This is a genomic window from Paenibacillus amylolyticus (genome assembly GCF_036894225.1).
Classification (GTDB): Bacteria; Bacillota; Bacilli; order Paenibacillales; family Paenibacillaceae; genus Paenibacillus; species Paenibacillus amylolyticus.
This window is the reverse complement of sequence record NZ_CP145892.1, coordinates 6296600-6317316: the sequence shown is the minus strand read 5'-3', so window position 1 is coordinate 6317316 and position 20717 is coordinate 6296600. Positions and strand designations below refer to the sequence as shown.

Sequence of the window (20717 nt, the reverse complement as noted above, 5' to 3'; positions counted from 1 at the left end):
CAGAAATAACCTGAGGAAGCGACGCGTTCGCCTTTATCAACGGATTTTACCCTTAGAAAAGGGAATCAAAAAAATCCGGTGATAACAGCGATCAGAGGGTTGTTCTGACCACGTAGTGATCTCGTGTAACCATTCATTCTATTGTATGACGTGATATTTTAACATTTCCAAACGAATATAAAGACCAAAGCGCCCTCAGCTTCCATGCTGGGGCGTTTGTCTATTTTAGCTCAGGAGTGGATGCGCTGTGTTTACCGAATGTTATCGGAAGCTGATAGATCCTTTCAAACGCAGCATTCGCAATAAATTGATTCTTACCATGACGCTGCTGGCCGTTCTGCCCGTCATTGCCATGACCGCTATGGCTGCTGAGAATACCCGCTCTTCCATGGAAGAGGAGATTATGGAGACCAACCGAGCCAATATGAACTGGGCCTCCATCTATCTGGGTGAACAGTTCGCGCGCATGAACAACATTATCTATTCGATTCAGATCAGTGACGAATTGCATCAATATCTGGCGTTGAACGAGGAAGCGCCGGCAGCCAGCCGATTCGATGAACAGAAGGCCATGTTCAATATGTTGAACAGTGTATACTATTCTGCCGGCAATTATGTATTTGGCGTTGAACTCTATCTGAAGGAATTGGACACCCTGTTCACCTTCAACTCCATGGATTCTCGCATCAAAGCGGTATCGGAAATACCGGAAGGATATCAAGAACTTTTTGCACAACATAAAGATTTTACAATTATCAATGATCCGGACGATCCGCAAAAGTTTCACATGACCCGCAGCATGAACCGCTTCGAGGATCAGGCACAGATCGGGGCCATCAGTCTGGAGGTCAAGTGGGCTGAGTTCAACCAGACCCTGGAGCTGCTGGATAGCCGGGGTGACTATGCGGTATACATTGCTGACAGCACGGGCAGTCCGGTCTATCAGCCAAACCAAGAGATTCAGCCTTCAGCGGAAGCACTGGAGAAATTGGCAGGCACAAAAGAAAGTTCGGGTTTCATCCGGACAGCCAAAGAATATGTATTCTTTCATTCCATTGAGCCTTCAGGATTGCGTGTGATCAAGATTGTACCTGCCCATGTCATTAATGAAAGTGCCTTGGAAACGATGAAATATGGACTGGTTGTGGGTGGCCTGGCAACCGTCATTTCTGTGGGAATAGCTGGGTTCGTGGCCTGGCGTACATCGAAGCCCATTGTCAGATTGGCAAATTCCATGAAGGGTATTCAACTGATCAAGGACAGGGAAGTGGTGCGAAGTGGCCGGGTAGATGAGATTGGTCTACTGGAGAAAAATCTGCACGGCATGGCTAGTCGTATTCGGGAACATATTCGCGACAACTATCTGATGAATCTGGAGAAGCAGACGGCCGAGCTCAAAGCACTGCAATCCCAGATTCATCCGCATTTCCTGCAAAATACGTTGCAGATGATTGGCGGCATGGTCTACTCGCAAAAACCGGCAGACAGTTACAAGGTCATTCGAGCCTTGAGCGAGATGTTTCGTTATATTGTGCGAGCGCCGGATGGACTTGTACCCCTACAGTCTGAACTGGACCAGCTGGAGCATTATATGCTGATTCAGAAGCAGCGTTTTGCCGGCAGGCTTGAATATACACTGGAAATCACCGGAGAACTTCGGGCGTGTTATATCCCCAAGTTGTCTTTGCAACCCATTGTGGAGAATGCATTTTTGCATGGTCTGGAGAAGAGACAGGGCGAGTGGAAGCTGGGTATTAAGGTCGTCTGTGAACCTACAGATGTAACCATTCGAATTTGTGATAACGGTGTGGGTATGGATGCTGAGAAACTAACGGAGATGCAGTCCAGACTGGAGCGGCTTACCCGGCAGGCAGATCGGGTGTGGAGTTCAGGTACAAGTATTGGACTGGTTAATGCGGCCTCACGAATTGTAATGCATTTTGGACCTGAATATGGGATGAGCATAGAAAGTGAATACGGACAGGGGACAAGCGTTACGGTACGAATCCCCTGCAATACAGGAGGCGAAGCCTTGTGAACAAGGAACTGTACAGAGTGCTGTTGGTGGATGATGAACCGTGGAACCGGGATATTTTGCGCAACCTGGGAGATTGGAATGAACTCGGCATGACCGTTGCAGGTGAGGCAGAGGATGGTGAGCAGGCCATACAACTGGTCAAGCAGCATCAGCCTCACATTATCATTACGGATATGCGCATGCCCGGCACAGACGGTGTGGAGCTGCTACATACGCTGAGCGGACAATACCCACAGATCAAGGTGATTGTGGTGAGCGGATATGACGACTTCAATTATGCAAAACATGCGATCCGCCATCGGGCTGCTGATTATCTGCTCAAACCGGTGAATCCGGATGAACTGAATGGTGTACTGGCCAAATGTGCAAAGGAATTGGAAAAGGCTGAATCTACGCTTGAATCATGGGAATCGTACCCATCTTCGTTCGCAGGTGAGTTCTCTCTGTTTCAGCAGCAGGCTCGCTTGCGGTTTAATGATCTAAACGTTCAGAGTCTGCGGGAGTGGTTCCAGCAATTACAGCAGAAGCTGGAACGATGCGAGATTGACAGACCTCGCCAGCTTGGCAGGGTGGCTCATGAATTACAGGCTTTGCTGGATGAACTGTGCGTCTCCAATGCCTTGTACGAGCGGCCCGAAGCAACGGCGCTACCTCCTTCAACAGCGCTGGCTTCCATCGAATCCACGATCACATGGATTTCGACTCCATACTACCAGGCTTTGGAGCAGCTGATTGCGCAGCGTAAATTCAAGAACAAGCTGAACCTGGACGAGGTGAAGCAATACATGGAGCAGCACTGTATGGAGATGATCACCCTGGAGCAGCTCGCCCAGATCTTTTTTGTCAGCAAGGAATATCTCAGCAAGGTATTCAAGAAGGAGTATGAGGTGAATGTAACCGACTATGTTGTCCAATTACGTATGACGAGAGCGAAAGAATGGGTGATGGATGAACAGATTCCGTTCAAGCATGTTGCCGAGATGGCGGGTTATGAGGATGTGTCCTACTTCTATAGAGTGTTCAAGAAGCATTTCGGAGTTTCCCCAGGGGAGATGCGCAAGGGACAACCTCGTATGTCAGGCAATTCAGGCAGTAGCACGGAATGAGTCGTTCGAGAGAGCATTTGCGGCAGGATCAAGGTTTAAAATAATCCAATACACAAGTCTAATTTTGTCCAATGAAGCGCTTTCATTTTCTGATATATAATGAGCCTATGAAAGACAAACCAGTTACACACCGGGAGGTCATAAGAGATGAAAGTATGGAAAAGCGTAGCAAGTGCGGTACTGGTCAGTGTTCTGCTCGCAGGTTGCGGTTCCAATGCAGGAACGGACAATGGGCAGGAGGAATCGGCATCAGGCAGCACGGTATCACTCAAAGTATTCGTTGCACAACCTCGGCTGAAAGAACACTACGACAAATATATAGAACAGTTCAAAGCTAAGGAGAAAGCAGAGAAAAACATTGAAGTGAACGTGCAACTGGAGATGCCGCCTGCGGACAATGCACCTCAGATTCTGAAGACACGACTCGCCTCCAATGATGCACCGGATGTGTTCGCCCTGCATGCAGTCAATGAGATTCCACCGTTCAGCAAAGCTGGTTATCTGGAAGACTTGTCGGGCCAACCTTTTGTCGATAAGCTGCTAGATTCGGTTAAACCTTCCATAACGGATGCGGAGGGTAAAATCGTAGCTATTCCATTGGAAACAGTATCATGGGGCTATCTGTACAATAAAGATATTTTTGAAGAGCAAGGGCTGGAAGTGCCAACGACGTTGACAGAAATGAAAGCGGTCGTGGAGAAACTCAAAGCAGCCAACATTACACCGTTTGAACTGTCCTACAAAGAAGCCTGGATTCCGCAATTATTCCTGCCACTTACTGTGGGTGCATTAACTCAATCTGAGCACAAAGATTTCGTGGAGAAGATGAATCAGGATCAGGGCTCCTTCTCCGATATGAAAGCATTGTTTGATATCTTCGATCTGGTTAATGCCAATGGAACGGACAAAGCGCTGGAAGTGGGCGGAGATGATGGTTCAGCAGCCTTCGCATCAGGAAGCGCCGCGATGTGGATTCAGGGACCCTGGTTTGCCGAAACCATTCTGAAGTCCAACCCGGACTTGAACTTTGGTGTAGCACCAATGCCGATCAATGATAATCCGGATGATACCAAAATCAATCTGAGCACCTCCACTTCACTGGCAGTATCGTCATCTAGCAAAAACAAAGAAGTGGCACTCGATTTCGTGAACTACATTCTCGATGACAAGGATTCAAGTGCATTCTTCGAAGCGCTCAAATTCAATCCGATTGCCAAGATCCATGACTTCAAGAGCTTCCCGTGGGTAGACGATGCCCAGAAATATGTGAGTGAAGGTAAAGCTTATGAGGACCCATCCCTCCCTCAAGCGGTGAAAGACGAGTCAGGCAAAGCGTTGCAAGGCTACTACTCTGGGCAATTAAATCAACAGCAGGTTATCGATGCGCTCGACAAGGCGTGGAAATCCTACAACAAAGTCAACAAGTAAGGAGCTGTGAGGAATGGAGTATCCGCTTTTGTTGGCAAATCTCAACGATCTGAGAGTTTTGTCAACAAATGAGCGGTACTTTGTTTCGTCAGAGTCTCCAAGCAGATGATACGGCAGGCAGAACGTTCTTCGTTCCCTCGTTTACAATCATCCGCTTCGAGTGAAAAGGGGGAGAACCAATGGCTACGAATGTGTTCAAGAAGTATCTGTCACTGCTCGCGTTCACTGCGCCTGCCTTTGTCATCTATGCGATTTTCCTGCTGTATCCCACGTTTAGTGGCATGTTCTATAGTCTGACGGATTGGAACGGACTTAATCAGGATTACAGCTTTATCGGTCTGGGCAACTTCGTGGAATTGTTCAAAGAAGATCCTGACTTTCTGAACTCTCTGTGGTTCACGATGAAATATGTAATATTTATGCTGATTCTGCAAAATGGAATTGCCTTGCTGCTCGCCGTGTTGATTGAGTCACGAACGCGCAGCAAAGGGCTTTTCCGGACGCTGTTCTTCATGCCTAACATGATCAGTACAATCATCAGTGCTTTCATGTGGACATTCATCTTCTCTCAGGTGCTGCCACAGCTCGCAGAGAAACTGGCTTTTTCGTTCCTCGACCAGCAATGGTTGGGTGATCCGAAGTTTTCATTTTACTCCATTTTGATCGTATCGCTCTGGAACGGTGTAGGGTATATGATGATCATCTATCTGGCTGCTCTCCAGGGTGTCCCGAAAAGTCTCAAGGAAGCGGCTGTTATTGATGGGGCCAACGCATTCCAGGTGCTGCGTAATGTAGTGTTGCCGATGATAACTCATGCCGTGACCATCTGTTTCTTCCTGACGCTGAACGGAGCATTCAAAGTGTTTGAAGTGGTGTATGGACTGACTGGTGGCGGACCGGGTCGGGCCACGCAGGTGATCACGATGAACATCTATGAAGAAGCGTTCTCCAACAACTTCAGATACGGCTATGCGAGTGCCAAATCGGTTGTGCTGTTCATCATCGTACTCATCTTTACACTCATCCAGATCACCGTCATGAAGAAGAAAGAGGTGGAGGCATGAGGATGCAACGACTGAACAGTTATCTGATTCGACTGCTGCTAATTCTGGGCTCTCTCGTCGCCATGCTGCCGATCTACATGGCGGTGGTGAACTCTTTCAAAACACAGGGTGAGATGTTCCAATCCTTTCTCGCGCTGCCAACAACGTTGCACTGGGAGAATTATTCGGACGCGTTTAACAAAATCAATCTGTTGGGCAGTTCCATGAACTCGGCAATTGTATCCTTTCTGGGGATCGGTGGTATCGTCTTCTGTGCCTCACTGGCGGGATACAAGCTGTCACGTACCTCCGGCCGTTTGAGTAACCTGATCTTCTTCCTGTTTGTTGCATCCATGCTGGTGCCGTTCCACTCGATCATGATTCCGCTGACACGGGTAGCCAAAGGCATGGGGGTGCAAGGAAGCACGTACGGATTGGCCCTGATCTATATCGGACTTGGCGTGAACATGGCAATCTTCCTCTATCACGGGTTTGTGAAGTCCATTCCGCGTGAATTGGAAGAATCAGCTCAGATGGACGGATGTAATGAGTTCCAGACATTCTTCCAGATTATCTTCCCACTCTTGCTGCCGATCACAGTCACCATCGCGATTCTGGACTTCCTGTGGATCTGGAATGACTTCTTGTTGCCACTGCTCATGCTGACCGATGTGAATCGTTATACGCTGATACTGTCCACGAACATGCTGTTTGGTGAATATAACAAGGAATGGCCGTTGATTCTGTCCTCCCTGGTACTGACTGCGATTCCGGTTATCCTGATCTATGCGTTCTTCCAGAAGTTCATCATGGAGGGTATCGCGGAGGGTGCGGTAAAAGGGTAAAACATTCGAGGGAATTCTTAACTTCACCGGTAGCTACGCGCTTTTGGTATTCGAACACACTTAGGAAACTTACGCAAATAGCCTTGATCTGAAGGACGTGGTCCTTCAAGGTCAAGGCTGTTTTTTTTGATTGTGAAATCAGGAAAAAGCATTCGTCAAAGTCAGAAGCCAGAATCCATAAGCCTGTGGACAGCCTCTGCCAGGCATTGTAGTCCACGCTCCATCTCATCGGGGGAAGCATAAGCGTAAGACAGCCGAATATGACTCGCATCTAACCGGTCATACAGATAACCCGGGTGGATAAGTACATTTTGCTCCAGACAGGTATGGAACAATTGGCGGATAGAGAGCGGAGAGACAGTGAATTGCAGCCAGATGTAAAACCCGCCAGCGGGTATTTCCCACTCCGCAATCCCATGGAAGTGACGTTGAAGCAGCTCCAGCATGAAGTCTCTGCGTTTGCGAAGTTCAGGACGAAGGCGTTCCATATGTCCAGCGTGATGTCCTTCTGCGAACCACAGGGCAGCAGCTTCTTGGGCGAGTGAACTGGTACCATAATCGGTCTGCATCTTGATATCTGCGAGACGGCGAATGACCGGCTCTGGCCCAACCAGCCATCCGAGGCGCAGACCAGGACTGACTGCCTTTGACAGAGTGCCCATATGCAGCACCCGTCCTTCTTGGTCACGCGCCTTCAGCGATGACGGAGGAGGTGTATCCAGCCACAGATCACTATAGGCGGCATCCTCCAGTATGGAGATGCCTATTGTTCGAGCGGTGGTCATGAGTTCTTCCCGGCGGTGATCACTCATCACAGAGCCGGTGGGATTATGGAAGCTCGGGATCGTATAGAGAAGCGAGATGTGGTCTTGATCTTTTACATGCTGCGCAGCATCCTCCAGACGTGCAATATGCAATCCTTCGTCATCCATAGGGATGCCACTCATTTTCAACCCTGCCGACTGAAAGGCGTGAATCGAATAGAGATACGACGGTTTTTCCAGGAGAACCGCTGATCCGCGAGGGAGCAGTCCGACCGAAATCAAGTGTAGCGCCTGAAGAGAGCCGGATACGATTAGTATGGAATCTGGAGAGGCCTGAATGCCGGTAGTCTGCAAATGGACGGATAAAGCCTCGCGAAGTTCCAGGCTTCCTTGAGGTTCCAGGTAGTTGAGTGTATGAGAACGATGGGACAGGGCATACAGAATGTCGTTAAAAGCATCCTGAGGCATCAGTTCCGGGGCAAGCTCCCCTGTACCGAGTCGTATGATGCCAGGCCGGAATTCAGCCTGATTAATCTGCTGGATTTCGGGCAGGTTGGGATAATACCAGCCCTCCTCAATGGCTTCGTTCCAATTGGGCATCGCTCCGTGAGCCATACCATGCCAACCGGAGCCGGAAATATAAGTTCCCCCGCCATGTCTGCCTTCAATCAGACCAGCGGCGGCCAGATTATCAAGGGCAGTGACCAATGTACTGCGGTTTACGCCCATGGACTCAGCCCATATTCGTTGTGAGGGGAGACGATATCCTGCTGACCATTCGCCCGTTGTGATTTTCTGCCGAACATAGGCTTCAATCTGGCGATACAAGGGCAAGTCGAGAGAAGGGTTCGGCTTCCACCCCATGCTTAGCCGAGAATCAGAACGTTCCATGACAGGCAGAATCACCTCCGTTTGAATTTACACTTGGTACTTCGATGGCAGAACAACCTTCCGATCGCTGTTATCCCCAGATTTTTAAATTTGTTTTTATAAAGGTGAAAATCTGGGGATAAAGGCGAACGCTCCGCTTCTTCAGGTTATTTCTGCCCTCTCCGTTTACGTGTAATTTTTTATATAGATAACTTCTGAAATGACACTTTGTAACAAACAATATATCATTTGGTTGGGTCTGATGCCATCCAAGTGGTTGGTTACGTCAGCCATCATCTGCCCTACTATGGAATACAGAGATAAGGGGGAAGCGCGATGGAGGTTGTTATTCACGCAGTGGTTCTGGCGTTTGGCCTGATCTTGCCACTGGGTGTGCAGAATGTATTTATTTTTAACCAGGGCATGAGCCAGAGGCGTTATATACATGCCCTGCCTGCTGTAATAACGGCAGGGGTCAGTGATACGTTGTTGATCGGGGCAGCCGTCGGAGGGGTGTCGCTCATTTTGCTGCAATGGCCATTGCTTGCGAATGTGTTGTATGGCGCAGGAAGCTTGTTTTTGCTGTATATGGCATGGAGTATTTGGAGGTCATCCGAATCTGTGGAAGGTTCGGGGACGGTAATGTCAGCGGGGCGACAGATTGCGTTTGCCGCATCGGTATCTTTACTCAATCCCCATGCTCTGCTGGATACGGTTGCCGTGATTGGCACCAGTTCACTTCAGTATGAAGGGGTGGAGCGCATTTATTTTGCCCTAACAGCCGCGGCTGTATCGTGGATATGGTTCTTGGGACTTGCAGGCGCAGGCAGGGCGATTGGCAGAACGGATCGAACTGGACGCATCAGTCTGGTGTTTAATCGGTTGTCCGCTGTGGTCATGGTTGGGCTTGCGTGTATGATGCTGTGGAAGCTCATCTATTCATAGAAGGACCGTGATGTGGCTGGCACAACTTGTTAAAATAAAAAAACTCCCCGTGACGTTAATCGCACGGAGAGTTCAATGTGGATGCTGAATTTGGTAATCAGCATAGCCTGTTGAATTAGTTATTGAGTAGGAATATGTAGTGCTCGATAATGCATCGGTATTGCGTCTCTTATATATGGTTAGTCATTTGAGTTAAGTTCATCGTAATCGGATCTATTCCGCCTTCAGCAACATGGATTCAATAAACACTTTCAGATCACGGCTTACACTGTTCAACTGATCAATGACCTCGCTGAACTCGGTTACCAGCACAGCCTGTTGGTTGCTCGACTGTGAGATCGAAGTGATCTCCTGCTCCATCTGCTGAATGGAATGCTGAACATCCTTCAAGGAACGTTCGATATTCACCGTAGCTTCTTTGGTACCCGTAGAAAGTTTACGCACTTCAGATGCAACGACGCTGAATCCGGCGCCTGCTTCACCTGCTCGGGCCGCTTCGATGGCTGCATTCAGGCCGAGCAGATTGGTCTGTTCTGAGATTTCACGGATGAATGCGGCGACTTTGTTCACTTCGCCTGAGTTCTGCACAGCCATGCGGGTATTATCCAAAATCTGCGTGGAAGATGCCGTCAATTGCTCGGATTGGGCGGCTACCGTCTGCACCATATCTGTTAATTTTCCGCTGATACCGCCGATCAATTCAGTGAAGTACTCCAGTTTTTCCTCGTTCTGAAGAGAGAAACCAATGGCAAGTGTGCCCACGATATTTCCTTGTTCATCCCGAAGTGGGGTGGCCGCCGAGTTGATTGATGTGCCATAGAATTTCGCATCAATACGGTTCGCTGAAGTTTCCCCATGTATAAGTGCCCGGCGTAGTGTAGGGTCATCGAGGGAAACGGGGTCTCCAGCCTTGATGCCCAGATCGAGTTCGTTGCTGGGAACATAATACCAGAACTTCTCCGTGTCGGTTACCGCAATCATGATATCGTGTTCTTTCAGCATAATTTTAAAATATGGACTTGCTGCAACGAGTGCTTCAACGATGTTCAATAAGGTTCAGCTCCTATAATGTATGTGTATCATCTAGATGTATTGTATACATCGTCAGAATGAGGTTAATCTTGAAGGCCTGATAAGGGCTTAACGTATATTAATTAAATTTTTAACAAATGAAACAGGGGAATTGATGATTTTCAGAAATTTATGAAAATATAACGAAAAAGCAGACAAGAACATCATGTTCTTGTCTGCTTGGGGTATTCGCCTATTCCTTGTGACACGCTCCACTTCACGTTATGAATGCTGATTCACGTAAGGGGTCACCGCGCCAGCGTTACCTCTTCCGTTGTGTGAAGAGGTCATCCTGACAGTAGAGATATATATCCATACGCAGGAATGCGCGGTCGTGTTATATGCGTACTGTTGTTATCCGCCAATCTGGGACATGCGGCGTACCGTCGGTGTATGAGATTGCATTTTTTGTTCCAAAGCCAGAGCCATCTCATGATTCTTTGGTTTCGTACCCAGCGCTTTGAGGAAAAGCGCCGCCATAGCGTCCGGATCATCCACGAAGCGGCGAACATTATACTCATCGGACCAGTAGAGGCAGGCTTTGATATGTCCGTCAGCGGTCAGCCGAAGTCGGTTGCAATTGTCACAGAAGTGATCGCTCACGGGATGAATCAATCCAAATGTGCCTTCGGAGCCCGCAATTTTCATATTACGTGATGGGCCATTGCCCGCAGGGCCTGTTGTATTTTCTACCGTCCAGCCTGATTCAGCACATACATCTGTCACGGCTTCCAGCGGCAAATAAGATTTGCGCCATGAGTCCGAAGCCTGTCCAATCGGCATATATTCAATAAAACGCACATGAAGAGGTTGATCAATCGTCATTGCAATAAAATCCTTGATCTCATCATCGTTGATACCCTTCATCAGCACAACATTCAGCTTGATCGGAGCAAGGCCAGCGGCTGTTGCAGCTTCAATGCCTTTCAGTACCTTGTTCACATCTCCGCCGCGGGTAATCATGGAGAAGCGATCAGCGCGCAGGGAATCCAGACTGATGTTAATCCGGTTCAACCCAGCATCTTTCAACGCCTGAGCTTGTTTGTCCAGCAGAAGAGCGTTGGTAGTCAGGGCAATATCGTCAATCCCGTCAATTGCCGAGATCATGCTGACGAGCTTGTGCAGATCCTTCCGTACCAGCGGTTCGCCCCCCGTGAGCCGAACTTTACGCATGCCCATCGGAGCAAGCACTTTCAGCACCTGTGCAATCTCTTCGTAGCTCATAATCTCATCATGTGGAGCAAACTCCATACCCTCTGCGGGCATGCAATACACACAGCGTAAATTACAGCGGTCCGTAACAGAAATACGGATGTAGTCATGTATCCGGCCAAATGAATCCTGAAGCAGTTCCATGCAGACCACCCTTTCATCGGTTCAGATTGGAAATCTTCTATTATAAATGATACGACAATTTCAAAAGGAACAGTTGCATCAAATTTTAGCTATTTCTCCAATCCGCGTCAACGATGACGTCAGATGACAGCATTTTTGGTGGGGTGATTCAGATGGAATTGTCCCACGAGTTGTTGCAGAAAGACCGTAATGGCTTCCACGTTATGCGAAGAATGCTGAACCTGCAACATATCACGGATCAGCTCCATCATTTCTGCTTCTACCTCGGCAGAAGTCGCCCGATTTTGATGACTGATTGCAGCAATATTCTCCATCAGCATGACCACTTGATCCACGACTTGAGTGCGCTCAGGTTCTTCAGCAGTAGCATTTTGCAGAGGTTGCGAAGCGGCCTGAACCAGTGTTGTTCCTTCAGCCAGCACCTGATCTCCCTCTGTGATTAATTGAGATGCTGCTCCTGCTGCCGTTGAGATTCGGTCCAGAATTTGATGAATATTTTCAGTTGAAGAGCGGGATAACTCGGCTAGCTTGCGGATTTCCCCTGCCACGACCGAGAACCCTTGGCCATGTTCGCCTACGCGTGCGGCTTCAATTGTAGCATTCAGAGCCAGCAGGTTGGTCTGAGCTGAAATTTCATCAATGACAGCCAGTGCACGGTAAATCTCTTTCATGGTATCCATGAAGGACAGGATGGTACGGTTAGTATCGGATACCGCTCCTGAGATTTGGGTCATTTTGTCGCCGATTCGTTCCACTTCCTGCTGGGCCACGCTGATCTGTTCGGTAGCAGAGGTCTCCAGTTGTTGCAGCGTTATGCGCATGTGATCAGCAGCGATCTTGGCCTGGTCGAGATCTTCCAGTTGGGTGCGAATGGCCTGAATCATCGAACCAAGCTTGTAATTCACACGTTCAGTCGTGCCTTGGGTTGTCTCTGTTGAAGTTCGCATCTGATACTGATTATCCATAACGTCTACCGTGGCAAGTTGTACCTTCAGCATAATGCCTTCCAGAGAATCAATCATGTTGTTGATCCACTTCGCGAGTTCACCTGATTCGTCTTGGGCAAAAGCAGACGTGTCTAGGCGCTGGGTCAGATCACCCCTGCCTTCGGCGTTAATTCGAATAAATCGGCTGATGCGACGCAAGTCTTCATGAACTCGTTGATATTGGCTGCGATGCAGCTGTAATGCAGTGAAGAATCCGAATGACACGTTAAAAGCGGCCATTGCTGCCGCGCTCCAACCACTACCAGTGAAGGCATAGACAAGAGCTGCTCCTGCAACGCCTGACAAAAGTGTGAAGAGACTGTGCTGTTTGAACTGGCGCCAGCCGATGCTTCGTATCCGATACACTTCCTCCAGATCCCCTTCACACATCATGCCCCAGCGATCAGGACAGTATGGCAGCTGGAAGGTGATGCCTTTACCGATCACAGAAATATGGCGATAATCCGAGTAGCCGGGAAAAGCTACGAACAGATTGGAACCATTCTGAATGGTGTTTGCTACTCCGGGGTGTAGTTCTCCGGTCGACGGATCAGTGAACATGAGTTCCAGTTCGGTATGCTCCTTGACGGAAACGATACCCCATTCGGTGGTGACACCATCTTTGAGATTTTCCCCATGTGTAAAGGTACGGTCTTCGAATCGACTTCGGGATAAGGCGGTGCCGGGTTGCAGATGGGGCCGTAATATCGACTCAGCCATAAAGAGGTAATTGTCACCGGAATCGGGATAGATATGACCTGATTCTCGTTGGATCAGGTCACCGAGTACATCCCCGGGAACACGGCTGCATAATGAACCGACATATCGACCTTCCTGCAGGATTGGGGAGATAAACAGCAAGGTGACATCATCGTGAAAAGCGGACGAGCGTGGACCAATATCCAACGTCAGTGGATCAGAATATGGGCCATACAAACACTTTTTCCCATGACAATCTGCTCTGGAGTATTTCAATCCTGGTCCAATTAAAGCTTCGTAATCTTCATAGATCTGTCCAATATGTTTCTTATATGTAGAGAATACCACCTGATTCTGTTCGTTCAGCATGAATAGCTCCGTACTGTCTACGGCTCGAATATAACTGGATTGAAACCATACATCTAGTTTGCTTAGTTGCTGTGAACCTTGTAATACATCCTGTAATTGAACTGACTGTATCTGTTGAAGCAAACGATCCAGGTGATTCCATTGTTCATCTGCCCAGTCCATCATAAGCTGCCGTCTCGTTTCGGCAATCCCCTCAAAAATCTGTTCCACATCTTCCTTCATATGTGCGTTCAACCGATACGATCGCCACAGCGGCAATCCTTTTCTCCATCCCAGCCAATCAAACATCATGACCACCCCGATTTCTGGATTCTCTATTCAATCTTTATACAAGAAAATGAGCAAGAATACGAGGGCATATGTCATATTTTCCGAATATTTAATCAATAAATACAAATGATTGTGCGCTTGTTGTTAGGTGAAATGAATGTTAGCTATCTACGAAGAAAACTCACATGTATGTATCTGAGAATCCGTCTCATTTTACATTGTGTAACATGAACAGGCCCATACTCAAAACACACTGTATAATGTAATCCGCGCCCAAAGCGATATAGTATTATCTAACAAGCAAAACCTGTTACGTTAATGTATATAAACCTCCCATTCAGCCTTGGTGTGTAATGAAAACAACTTCCACAAAGGAGAATGCCCATGTCCTCCGCACCCTCAGCTACAGTCCCCGAAGCCTGCCATATTGATGTAGATCATGTGTCCGTTATCTTTGGCACAGGTACACAACAAGTCACTGCCTTGTCGGATGTTACATTCCAGATCCAGTCCAATGAGTTTGTCTCGCTGCTTGGCCCTTCCGGCTGTGGCAAGTCCACCTTGCTCCGGCTGGTGGGTGATCTACTTCAGCCCACCTCAGGCACCGTTCGCATTGCAGGTCAGGAGCCTGAGCGGGCTCGGCTACAGCGACAGTTCGGTATTGTCTTCCAGACACCAGCCTTGTTCGATTGGCGCACGGTTCGTCACAATGTGGAATTGCCCTTGGAGCTACTCGGTACCCGCCGGAAGGAGTGCCGCCGCATTAGTGGTGAGCTGCTAGAAATGGTAGGGCTAACCCGCTTCGCCGACCATTATCCATGGCAACTCAGTGGAGGGATGCAGCAACGTGTATCCATTGCGCGTGCACTTGCGCTTGATCCGCCATTGCTGCTCATGGATGAACCCTTCTCTGCCTTGGACGAATTCACGAAAGAAAAGCTTCAATTGGAGCTGCTTGAGATCAAGCGCTCAACAGGCAAGACCTTCCTCTTTGTCACACACAGCATCCCCGAAGCCGTATTTCTGTCCGACCGGATCATCGTGCTCTCGGCACATCCGGGGCAAGTACATTCCATTCATTCCGTCAATCTGCCTTCCGAACGTCATAGTGAACTGAGAGAAACGGAAGCCTTCTACCACATGATTACAACCATTCGCAACTGCTTCTACGAGGAGCGTGATGAATCTCATGTCCCTGCGGTTCTTTAAACCGGGATATCGATCCTGGGTTGTCATCTGGATTATGACCATATTGGTGCTATGGGAAGGAATCGCCTGGATACTCCAACTGTTCTTGTCACCCCAGCAGGCGGCGTCTCGCCTTCCTTATCTGCACGAAGTCCTTGCAGCCTTGTTTCGTTACTCGAGTACGCTCGCAGAGCAGGGGGCTGTCACGTTTGGCAATGCAGCCATTGGTTTTGGAGGGGGAACGTTGCTTGGTCTGGGTCTGGCTCTACTCATGAGCGGGGCTGTCTGGCTAGAGCGCACGTTATCTCTATATGTTGTCTCCTCACAGATGGTTCCGGTTATTGGTCTCGCACCAATTGTGTACGGGATCATCCACAATGCGGAGTGGGCCCGAATTGTTATGGCCGCGTATGTCACTTTCTTCCCGATCATCATCCATACATTAAAAGGATTGAAAAGTGCAGCACCAGAGCATCTGGAACTTATGCGTTCCTGTGGAGCTTCACTGACTGCACGATATATCAAATGTCTGCTACCCTCAGCACTGCCGGGACTATTTTCTGGTATGAAAATAGCCGCTCCGCTGGCGGTGACCTCCTCCATCGTTGTGGAATTGATGGGCGCCCCCGACGGGCTCGGCGTCCTGATGGTCAGTTCGTTATATTACGGCCATGCCCAAGTTGGCATGTTCTGGGCCACCATCATGCTTAGCATTGGCATTGGCCTGATCTCGTATCTGGCCATCAGTCTGGCTGAACGTTGGCTAACCCCTTGGCAGCCTGAATTCAGGGCCAAAGGAGGCGATGCCACATGAGTGAAGGTAGAGTTTTGCAACGGAAGCGTGATGAAGGTGTGGCTATTGCTACTGTAACTGGCGCGGCTACGCCCCTCACGGGTTCACAGATAACATCTGCTCCAGGATCAGAAATTCACGGACAACAGGGACAAGCCGAAAAGGCCAGATTGGATACTAGCGTTCGCAGGCGCTCAATTGTACTGAGCATGCTTCCTTGGGGTGCGGGTATGTTGTTTCTCACCCTCTGGCAGCTCAGGTTGTTTCATTGGATATTCTCGCTGGAAAGCTACCAACTGCCTGTGCCTTCCGCGATTGCGGCATCCATTCAGGAAAATGCCAATATGCTCTTTCGATACGCGATGTATAGCGGAACCGAAATGCTGGGAGGTTTTTTGCTCGGTTCATTGTTGGGTGCTCTGGCGGCAGCGGGTGCATCGTTCTTTCCAACAAGCGGCAGGGCCGCGGTTACGGTTCTGTCTGCACTTAATGCTGTTCCGATCGTGGCCCTTGCCCCGATTATGAACAATTGGTTCGGAGACGGGATCTGGTCGCGTATTGCAGTAGTCACGGTGATTACGATGGCCGCCATGGCCGTCAGCCTGTTCAAAGGCCTGACTTCCATTCAGCCGCAGTACAGTGATTTGCTGAGTGGTCTAGCCGCGAGCAGGATGCAGTTTTTTTGGAAGTTGAGACTGCCTCATGCGCTGCCTTCCCTCTTCGCCGGTCTGAAGATCAATATGTCGACCAGTATTATCGGGGCCATTGTGGGTGAATTTTTCATCGCCTCCCAGGGGCTGGGGTACTTGCTCTCGGATCAGATTCGACTGGCAAACATGCCCTTGGCCTGGTCCTGCATTGTCATCGCAGCCGCGCTCGGCATTGTGTTGTATGAAGCGGTTGTCCTAGCAGAAAAACGACTCATTCCGTGGAATCGTGCACGCACAGATCACTAACATACATCAGGGTACCAACCTTCCATAGATCGTAATACGTGATTGAGGTTGTTCAAAAAGTCCACGGTACTGAAAAGCAGACTTTTTGAACACGGACTGATGCTTGATAAATCGTATATAAACAGGGGGTTGTTCTGTACATGTACAAAACGTTGAAGCCGGGTTTGCTGGTATTGGTCCTGTTGGTTGTTACGATGCTGAGCGCATGTTCTACGAAGTCCGAGCCGGCGGCTGAGCCTGTCGCTGCGAGTTCAGGAGGGGCTGGAGAAGCAGATCAACCCTTAACCAAAGTGAAAATTCAGCTGAAATGGGTGCCGCAGGCGCAATTTGCCGGGATTTATGCAGCGAAGGAAAAAGGTTTTTTTGCAGATGAAGGCATTGATGCCGAGATTATTCCGGGTGGTCCGGATATCGTGATAGAGCAGCAGGTGGTCAATGGTGCGGCCGATGTGGGCATTACGGGTGTAGACAGTTTGCTGGTCAGCCGGGATAACGGTCTGCCACTCGTCTCACTCGCCCAGATCTCACAGAAGAGTAGCTATCGCTTGATTGCCAAGAAGTCCCTAGGTATTACTGATCCGGCTCAGATGAAAGGCAAGAAGGTCAGTACCTGGTTTGGCAGTCAGCAGTTTCAGGTGCTCGCGTTCATGGAGAAGAATGGCCTGGATCCAAAGAAAGACATTGAACTGGTGAAGCAAGGGTTCACAATGGATCAGTTTTTTAACGATCAGGTGGATGTAGCTACGGCGACGATCTATAACGAATACCACGTTGTGCTGGAAAGTGGAACGAAAGAATCCGATCTGGATGTGTTCAACATTGAAGATGCCGGTGTTGGCATGTTGGAGGATACGCTAATTGCCAAGAAGGATTGGGTAGACAGCAACCGTGAGCTTGCGGTCAAAGTGACCCGTGCCATTTTGAAAGGCTGGAACTACGCCATTGATCAACAGGATGAGACGGTCGATATCGTAATGAGTAATGTGACGGATGGCAGCACCACCCGCGAGCATCAGGTCACGATGCTGGAAGAGATTGCAAAGCTGATTCGCCCGGAAGGGTTTACGGAGCAGCAAGTCGGCAGCTTTGTAGATGAGTCGTTTACCCGAACTGCGGATATTGCACTGAACTATGGTTTGATCAAAAAAGCCGCCAACCTGGATGAAGCGCTGGAGAAAAGCATCTATGAAGAAGCGGTGAAATAAGCGTGTGGAGGAGGATGACGAATGAGTTCTGTGGATCAGCAGCCTCAGCCGCTTGGTGGTACGAAGGAAGAATGGCTGGAGAAGGATCGCAAATATGTATGGCATCACATCTCACCTCATAACGATCATCCGATGATTGCGGTAAGTGGGGAGGGCAGTTGGATCACCGATCAGGATGGTACACGTTATCTGGATGCGATGTCGGGACTGTGGTGTGTGAATGTGGGGCATGGCCGGGAGGAGATTGCGATGAGTGCCTACGAACAGATGAAAGCACTCGCTTATGTACCGATGACGCAGAGTCATGAACCGGCGATTTTGCTGGCGGAGAAGCTGAATGAATGGCTGGAGGGGGAGTATCGAATATTCTTCTCCAACTCAGGTTCAGATGCGAATGAGGTGGCTTTCAAAATAGCCCGTCAGTACCACCATCAGAATGGTGAGCCTACTCGGCACAAATTCATCTCCCGTCACCGTGCCTATCACGGTAACTCCATGGGAGCGCTGGGCGCCACTGGGCAAGCCGCCCGCAAGATCAAATACGAGCCACTCGGCGTAGGTTTCTCCCATGTTCCACCACCTTATTGTTACCGCTGTCCGTTTGGACGAAACAAGGATGGATGCGGACTCGAATGTGCAACCATCTATGAAGAGGTGATTCGTTGGGAAGGTCCTGAGACGGTTGCCGCAGTAATTATGGAGCCAGTGATTACAGGAGGCGGCATGATTGTGCCCCCGCCGGATTATATGCGCACCGTGCAAGAGATCTGTCAGCGCTATGGCGTGCTGCTCATTGTAGATGAGGTAATCTGTGGTTTTGGCCGCTCCGGGCAGAAGTTTGGTCATCAGAACTATGGTGTACAGCCAGATATCGTGACGATGGCAAAAGGCATGACCAGTGCGTATTCACCGCTATCAGCAACGGCGGTGCGAGCCGATCTGTATGACACGTTCCGGGAACCCGGACCGGATGCCCATTTTCGCCATGTGAATACATTTGGCGGAAATCCGGTGTCCTGCCGGGTGGCACTGGCAAATCTGGAGATTCTGGAACGAGAGAATCTGGTCAGCCGGGCGGAAGAACTGGGATACCTGCTTCGTGAGAAGCTGGAGCCACTACTGGAGCTGTCCATTGTGGGGGATATCCGTTCATTCGGATTCGCCTGTGGCATTGAATTGATTGAAGCAGACGGATCTCCTGCGGAGGCGGATAAAGTAATGAAGGTACTCGCCAGTTGTAAAAGGGACGGCATCCTGATTGGCAAGAACGGCGATACCGTGCCGGGGTTTGCAAACATTTTGACGATTTCCCCACCATTTGTCACCACCGAGGATGAGTTGGATCTGATCGCTGGAAGTTTGCTCATTGCGCTACGTAGTCTGGACGCAGGTTAGTTGCCATACACAGGTACGACAGGCGTTTACAGTTTAGCAAGCAAAATGAAAATTTTCATATCATTACGCGAAAATAAGCGCAAGGAGGCGAGGAAGGATGCAGACCACAACAGGCAAACTCATTAATCAGCTTCGGCTGAATGAGCGAATTGAGCAGTTGTCACAGATTGGCCGAATCGCGGAGACGGGTGTTTGCCGACTTGCCCTGACCCCGGAAGATATGGATGGCATCATACAAATTCGTCTCTGGATGGAAAATGCCGGTCTGACGACACGACTTGATCCCTTCGGTAATCTGATTGGTCGTCTGGAAGGTGCGGATCAGGCGCTGCCAATCCTCATGATTGGTTCCCACATCGACTCTCAGCCTTATGGCGGTCGCTATGATGGAGCGATTGGTGTGCTCGGCGCGCTCGAAGCCGTGCAATGCCTGATCGAAAATGGTATTCAGCCCCTGATGCCAATTGAGATAATTGCCTTTTGCGATGAAGAGGGTTCCCGTTTTAACAAAGGCCTGTTCGGCTCACGTGGTATAACCGGTCAGTTGGAAGAAGGCGAACTGGAGCGGCAGGATAAAAACGGAGTGACCCGTCGGGAGGCGCTGGAAGCCTTCGGCTGTTTTCCTTCGGATTTTGATGAGGCGATCTATCCGCCAGGTTCCATAGGCAGTTATCTGGAGTTGCACATTGAGCAGGGGCCGGTGCTGGAAGCGATGAATGCACCAGTAGGTCTGGTGACGGGCATCTCGGGTCCGTTGTGGCTTACGGTGACGATGAAAGGCATGGCGGGTCATGCCGGCTCCGTTCCGATGGGAATGCGGCATGATGCTCTGGTAGGCAGCGCCAAAGTCATTGCGGCTTTTGACGATATGGTGAGAGAAGACCCGGAAGCCCCAACCGTAGGTACGGTGGGAAGTTTGAGGGTGTTTCCAGACTCACGGAACATCATTCCGGAGGAAGTCAGCTTCACGGTTGATTTACGAGACATGGAGATGGAGCGCAGGAACCGGCTTGAAGCCCGATTGATGAACATTTTGGATGACGTGAGTTTCCGATATGGTCTAACCTACTCGCTGACAGAGGATACGAATAGTGAGCCGCGGTATTGTGCAGAGCCAATCAAGTCGGTGATTCGTTCATCCGCGGAAGAGATTGGGGTTACTTTGCCAGAACTGATGAGTGGTCCGTTCCATGATGCGTTGGCCCTTTCGCTTGTGTGTGATTATGGCATGATTTTTGTCCGCAGCAAGGACGGCATCAGTCATCATCCCAGCGAATATTCCTCCCCGGAGGATATTGGACTCGGCACGGAAGTGTTATATCGCACCATTCGGAGGATGTGTAGTGGAATGAACCAACCAATCATTTTACCTGAGGAGGCGTTGTGACGT

16 protein-coding genes are annotated in these 20717 nt (G+C 49.5%); 12 read left to right on the top strand and 4 right to left on the bottom strand.

The window, feature by feature from the left end; all coding sequences use genetic code 11:
- Positions 1-247: 247 nt before the first annotated feature.
- The 5 genes from V6668_RS27850 (at position 248) to V6668_RS27830 (ending at position 6460) form a co-directional block, all read left to right on the top strand.
- A complete protein-coding gene (locus V6668_RS27850) occupies positions 248-2038 on the top strand; it encodes a sensor histidine kinase (RefSeq protein WP_338707197.1) in 1791 nt (596 codons plus the stop codon).
- Complete coding sequence (locus tag V6668_RS27845; protein ID WP_338707196.1) at positions 2035-3144, top strand: response regulator; 1110 nt, start codon at positions 2035-2037, stop codon at positions 3142-3144. The genes V6668_RS27850 and V6668_RS27845 overlap by 4 nt, the downstream gene beginning before the upstream one ends.
- Positions 3145-3291: 147 nt before the next feature.
- A complete protein-coding gene (locus tag V6668_RS27840) occupies positions 3292-4572 on the top strand; it encodes an ABC transporter substrate-binding protein (protein ID WP_047840742.1) in 1281 nt (426 codons plus the stop codon).
- 179 nt (positions 4573-4751) lie between these two features.
- Positions 4752-5636 (top strand): carbohydrate ABC transporter permease, encoded by an 885-nt coding sequence (locus V6668_RS27835; protein ID WP_047840741.1) that lies wholly within the window; start codon positions 4752-4754, stop codon positions 5634-5636.
- Positions 5633-6460, top strand: a complete 828-nt coding sequence (locus V6668_RS27830; RefSeq protein ID WP_047840740.1) for a carbohydrate ABC transporter permease — start codon at positions 5633-5635, stop codon at positions 6458-6460. Before V6668_RS27835 ends, V6668_RS27830 begins: the two co-directional genes overlap by 4 nt.
- A gap of 161 nt (positions 6461-6621) precedes the next feature.
- Here V6668_RS27830 and V6668_RS27825 read toward each other — a convergent pair whose 3' ends face one another.
- Positions 6622-8115 carry a PLP-dependent aminotransferase family protein gene (locus tag V6668_RS27825; protein ID WP_338707195.1) on the bottom strand — a complete coding sequence of 498 codons (1494 nt, stop codon included), beginning with the start codon at positions 8113-8115 and terminating at the stop codon, positions 6622-6624.
- A 315-nt stretch (positions 8116-8430) separates the two neighbouring features.
- On the opposite strand from V6668_RS27825, the gene V6668_RS27820 reads away from it, so the two are divergent.
- The gene (locus V6668_RS27820) at positions 8431-9039 is read left to right on the top strand and encodes a LysE/ArgO family amino acid transporter (RefSeq protein ID WP_338707194.1); all 609 of its coding nucleotides are present in this window, start codon (positions 8431-8433) and stop codon (positions 9037-9039) included.
- 213 nt (positions 9040-9252) lie between these two features.
- Here the strand turns inward: V6668_RS27820 and V6668_RS27815 are convergent, their stop codons facing one another.
- The 3 genes from V6668_RS27815 to V6668_RS27805 all read right to left on the bottom strand — a co-directional run bounded on the left by V6668_RS27815 (position 9253) and on the right by V6668_RS27805 (position 13811).
- Entirely contained in the window at positions 9253-10089 is an 837-nt protein-coding gene (locus V6668_RS27815; RefSeq protein ID WP_036612668.1) for a methyl-accepting chemotaxis protein, read from the bottom strand.
- 375 nt (positions 10090-10464) lie between these two features.
- Complete coding sequence (gene moaA, locus V6668_RS27810; protein ID WP_338707193.1) at positions 10465-11466, bottom strand: GTP 3',8-cyclase MoaA; 1002 nt, start codon at positions 11464-11466, stop codon at positions 10465-10467.
- 119 nt (positions 11467-11585) lie between these two features.
- The gene (locus tag V6668_RS27805) at positions 11586-13811 is read right to left on the bottom strand and encodes a HAMP domain-containing methyl-accepting chemotaxis protein (protein ID WP_338707192.1); all 2226 of its coding nucleotides are present in this window, start codon (positions 13809-13811) and stop codon (positions 11586-11588) included.
- A gap of 363 nt (positions 13812-14174) precedes the next feature.
- On the opposite strand from V6668_RS27805, the gene V6668_RS27800 reads away from it, so the two are divergent.
- The 6 genes from V6668_RS27800 (at position 14175) to V6668_RS27775 (ending at position 20714) form a co-directional block, all read left to right on the top strand.
- The gene (locus V6668_RS27800) at positions 14175-14999 is read left to right on the top strand and encodes an ABC transporter ATP-binding protein (RefSeq protein WP_338707191.1); all 825 of its coding nucleotides are present in this window, start codon (positions 14175-14177) and stop codon (positions 14997-14999) included.
- 34 nt (positions 15000-15033) lie between these two features.
- On the top strand, positions 15034-15792 hold the full coding sequence (locus V6668_RS27795) for an ABC transporter permease (RefSeq protein WP_338707190.1): 759 nt from the start codon (positions 15034-15036) through the stop codon (positions 15790-15792).
- Complete coding sequence (locus tag V6668_RS27790; RefSeq protein WP_338707189.1) at positions 15789-16727, top strand: ABC transporter permease; 939 nt, start codon at positions 15789-15791, stop codon at positions 16725-16727. Before V6668_RS27795 ends, V6668_RS27790 begins: the two co-directional genes overlap by 4 nt.
- A gap of 140 nt (positions 16728-16867) precedes the next feature.
- On the top strand, positions 16868-17932 hold the full coding sequence (locus tag V6668_RS27785) for an ABC transporter substrate-binding protein (RefSeq protein ID WP_338707188.1): 1065 nt from the start codon (positions 16868-16870) through the stop codon (positions 17930-17932).
- Between the two features lie 21 nt (positions 17933-17953).
- Complete coding sequence (locus V6668_RS27780; RefSeq protein WP_338707187.1) at positions 17954-19327, top strand: aspartate aminotransferase family protein; 1374 nt, start codon at positions 17954-17956, stop codon at positions 19325-19327.
- 97 nt (positions 19328-19424) lie between these two features.
- The gene (locus tag V6668_RS27775) at positions 19425-20714 is read left to right on the top strand and encodes a M20 family metallo-hydrolase (protein ID WP_338707186.1); all 1290 of its coding nucleotides are present in this window, start codon (positions 19425-19427) and stop codon (positions 20712-20714) included.
- Positions 20715-20717 lie beyond the last annotated feature (3 nt).

Coding starts and splice junctions, on each gene's coding strand:
- V6668_RS27785 (WP_338707188.1), top strand. CDS start 16,868: ATGTACAAAACGTTGAAGCCGGGTTTGCTGGTATTGGTCCTGTTGGTT.
- V6668_RS27830 (WP_047840740.1), top strand. CDS start 5,633: ATGAGGATGCAACGACTGAACAGTTATCTGATTCGACTGCTGCTAATT.
- V6668_RS27805 (WP_338707192.1), bottom strand. CDS start 13,811: ATGATGTTTGATTGGCTGGGATGGAGAAAAGGATTGCCGCTGTGGCGA.
- V6668_RS27795 (WP_338707190.1), top strand. CDS start 15,034: ATGACCATATTGGTGCTATGGGAAGGAATCGCCTGGATACTCCAACTG.
- V6668_RS27775 (WP_338707186.1), top strand. CDS start 19,425: ATGCAGACCACAACAGGCAAACTCATTAATCAGCTTCGGCTGAATGAG.
- V6668_RS27800 (WP_338707191.1), top strand. CDS start 14,175: ATGTCCTCCGCACCCTCAGCTACAGTCCCCGAAGCCTGCCATATTGAT.
- V6668_RS27780 (WP_338707187.1), top strand. CDS start 17,954: ATGAGTTCTGTGGATCAGCAGCCTCAGCCGCTTGGTGGTACGAAGGAA.
- moaA (WP_338707193.1), bottom strand. CDS start 11,466: ATGGAACTGCTTCAGGATTCATTTGGCCGGATACATGACTACATCCGT.
- V6668_RS27790 (WP_338707189.1), top strand. CDS start 15,789: ATGAGTGAAGGTAGAGTTTTGCAACGGAAGCGTGATGAAGGTGTGGCT.
- V6668_RS27835 (WP_047840741.1), top strand. CDS start 4,752: ATGGCTACGAATGTGTTCAAGAAGTATCTGTCACTGCTCGCGTTCACT.
- V6668_RS27825 (WP_338707195.1), bottom strand. CDS start 8,115: ATGGAACGTTCTGATTCTCGGCTAAGCATGGGGTGGAAGCCGAACCCT.
- V6668_RS27820 (WP_338707194.1), top strand. CDS start 8,431: ATGGAGGTTGTTATTCACGCAGTGGTTCTGGCGTTTGGCCTGATCTTG.
- V6668_RS27840 (WP_047840742.1), top strand. CDS start 3,292: ATGAAAGTATGGAAAAGCGTAGCAAGTGCGGTACTGGTCAGTGTTCTG.